This window comes from uncultured Campylobacter sp. (assembly GCF_937949835.1).
GTDB lineage: Bacteria > Campylobacterota > Campylobacteria > Campylobacterales > Campylobacteraceae > Campylobacter_B.
This window is the reverse complement of the sequence record NZ_CALEDC010000364.1, coordinates 1-2,968: the sequence shown is the minus strand read 5'-3', so window position 1 is coordinate 2,968 and position 2,968 is coordinate 1. Positions and strand designations below refer to the sequence as shown.

Annotated in this window: 3 protein-coding genes; 1 reads left to right on the top strand and 2 read right to left on the bottom strand. The window is 48.6% G+C overall.

Annotation, left to right across the window (positions count from 1 at the left end):
- Positions 1–772: 772 nt before the first annotated feature.
- Both Q0256_RS08350 and Q0256_RS08345 read right to left on the bottom strand, forming a co-directional pair.
- Positions 773–1,294: a hypothetical protein gene (locus Q0256_RS08350; protein ID WP_297962152.1), complete on the bottom strand. Its 522-nt coding sequence runs from the start codon at positions 1,292–1,294 to the stop codon at positions 773–775.
- A 33-nt stretch (positions 1,295–1,327) separates the two neighbouring features.
- Positions 1,328–2,314 carry an amidohydrolase family protein gene (locus Q0256_RS08345; RefSeq protein ID WP_005870134.1) on the bottom strand — a complete coding sequence of 329 codons (987 nt, stop codon included), beginning with the start codon at positions 2,312–2,314 and terminating at the stop codon, positions 1,328–1,330.
- A gap of 218 nt (positions 2,315–2,532) precedes the next feature.
- Between Q0256_RS08345 and Q0256_RS08340 the strand changes: the two genes are divergently transcribed.
- A partial coding sequence (locus Q0256_RS08340; protein ID WP_297962150.1) for a GNAT family N-acetyltransferase occupies positions 2,533–2,968 on the top strand: 436 nt, incomplete at its 3' end.

The window sequence follows — 2,968 nt, the reverse complement described above, 5'->3', positions numbered from 1 at the left end:
CGTTTTTGTAATCAGGGTGGCAGTTGATACCCGTGCCGATCGCCGTAGCGCCCATATTTAGGTAAGTCATAGACTCCCTAGCGGCTTTGATAAGTGCGATATCTGTTTTAAGCGTAAATCATACGATGGCCCATCGCTGCGGCATGGGGAGGGGTGCAAATCGCAAACAAGCCGCTACCGAATTTTGTTAAACGGCTTGATGCAAATCGCGAGCAGAGGCTGTTAATTTTCGTAGAAAAGTACGGGGCTAGTGGTTTAAAATTTCAAACGAGCCGTCATTATAAAATTTAAAGCAAATTATGTCGCAGCTAGGATTTAGCGCGCCTGCAAGTTAAATTTAAACAGCTGCGCGGCGCAGTGTATGACCCCGCCGTTTCATTTAGTGCACCTACGAGCTAAATTTACGGCTGAAATTTCAAAATTTACACTGCGCCAAAGGGTGCTTCGGCGCTACGATACACGCCGCTAGGTTTAAATTTTAAAATTTAGCGGAGCGGCTGTTAAGCGGCAGGCGCGACAAATAGGCGCCGTAAAGCATTCTTAACAACCCTAAAATATCTGCAATAACAGCAAAAAATCCTAGTAAAATTTCTACAACAACGGCAAAAATTCCTACAAAAATTTTACGCAAAATTCCCGCTAAAATTTCATACAAAACCGCTGTAAAATTTACCTGCGTTTGATGCCGTAGCCGTCCTTATCCACGCATATAAAGCCCGTAGTAGCGCCTCCGTCGCGCGCCATCACCACGCCGTCTGCGGCAAATCTATCATCACAGCCGATCTCGTAGTCTTTTTTTCACCGCCTCGCTCGCAGGACCCTCGAAAATCTCATAAAATTCCGAGACAAACCCGTCTTTGTAATAAATAGCGGTTTTGCCCTCGCCCTCCCAGATGCTTACGCCCTGGGCATTTGCGCTTTTTGCTTTGGCTTTGAGTTCATTAAAAGTCCCAAAATCCAAGCCTATGATTTTTAAAACAGCGCGCTCGTTCGTCTTTTCGTCTATACTATAAAAACTCGCACTTTGGTTTTTGTTTTTATTCACGGCTCTCATGCTTGAGACCTCGTCGCCATTAAAACGGATGTCAAAAGAAACTCCCTCGGGCTTTATCTCGCGCGCAAAATCGCGCAGGGCTAAAATTTGAACGCGGTTCCGTTCGTAATTTTCCGCTAAACCGGACTCCGCAAAGAATAATTTGTAAATTAAAAATCCCGCAGCTGGCACAAGCGCAATGCCTACGAGAAGCTTAAATAACCTAAAAATTTCCGAGAAAAAATATTTTATAAAATTCACGCCCGCTTCCTAAATTTCATCGAATTTCGCCGTCTACGCAAAGGGCAGAATTTTTTTGTAGTTACTCCACAGATCGCTCTGCTCGCCGAAATACGCAAGCAGTCCGCGCGCGTTGCGATCGAAAGGGTTGGGCTCTTTATGCAGCGCGATACGCTGCGACAGGCGCAGATCGTAGGTGTTGTATATCGCAGAATACGGCACCGGAAAGTCCGAAGCGTAAAGCAGGCGCGAGTGCACGTCCGTTTGGCTCGCCAGATGCGGCAGAGCCTTAGCGCGCACCGGCGTCATCAGCGCGGAAACATCGGCGTAGAGGTTTTTGTGCGTGCGCAGAAGCGCCAGAAGCGCGAAATAATCGTGTCCGAAATTTCGCGGGCGGCGCGAGAGCGCACGAAAAATATGCGAATACTCGTAGTTAATCGCCATGTGTGCGCACACCGTCGTAACGCCCAGCTCAAGCGGCGCATAAATCATCTCCAGCGCCTCGCAGCGGCGAGTGCTCGGCACCGAGCTTTCGTTGCCGACGTGGATCACCAGTGGCAAGCCTAGCTTGGCGAGCTTTTCAAAATACGGCACGTAGCGAGGTAGCCTCGTATCCAGATCCCAATAGTTTTGTAAAAATTTCGCCCCCTTAAATCCTAGCTCGAAGCAGCGATCGATCTCATCTAGCGCGTCCGCTCGCTTTGGATTGATGCTAAAAAACGGCACGATGAGATCAGGGTTTTTTTGATAAATTTCAAACACGCTGTCGTTGTCCGCACAGACGGTCTTATCGCGGTGGATTAGCTCGCCCGCGTCGCTAAATTTAGCATCCACGCCGAAAAGCACCGCCTTTTTAACGTATTTCGAAGCTCTAAGCCCGCCTAGAAGAGCGTCCACATAGGCTTCATAGGGCTCTTTGATCGCGCGCGATACGTCTATGCCGAAGCGCCTGCCGAAAAGGCGCAGCGCGAGCCTGTCGTAAGGGCGATCGAAGCGCACCTCCTTGCTTAGCAGATGGACGTGAAAATCAAGCGTTTGCATCGGGGATCCTTGGGAAAATTTTGCCGAGTTTATATCAAATTGCGGTAAATGGTTAGAATTTTAAATTTGGGTTTAAATTTACGCACCGCGCCTTGCCTCGCCTTTAAATTTTAAAATTTAAACCTCGCCGCAAGAGCCGCTAATTGATATTTAATGCCGTTTTAAAGCTACGGTGATATACTTGCGATTTGAAAAGCTATTTCAATTAAGGAGCGAAGATGGAGTTTGAAATTTTAGAAAATTCCGCCGATTTTAAGCCTAGCGATCTGGATGAGATAATGGTCTCGATCGGCTGGGATACGGAGCAAAACGCAGCCTCCGTGCCGCCGCACGAGACATACAGGGTGTGGCGCACCTATGATTACGTGGCGATCGCCAAAACGCAGGGCAAGACCGTGGGGGTGCTGGAGGCGTTTTGCGACCGCGACAACTTCGCTACGAGCTATCTTTACTGCGTGATAGTTCATAAAGATTATCAAAGGCGCGGTATCGGCACGGCGCTCGTGAATGCCTTTAATAAACGCTTTGCGCACACCACCACCTTTGTCGTGACCCCTCTACACAAGGCTGAGGGTGCCGGAGAATTCCTGCAAAAGTGCGGCTTTAAGGACGCTTCGGAGCACTTCACGGTTCATATGAGAAAGCGAAATTCGA

Bases quoted from the DNA above. Each gene is read 5' to 3' on its own strand.
- Q0256_RS08345 (WP_005870134.1), bottom strand. From the start codon at position 2,314: ATGCAAACGCTTGATTTTCACGTCCATCTGCTAAGCAAGGAGGTGCGC.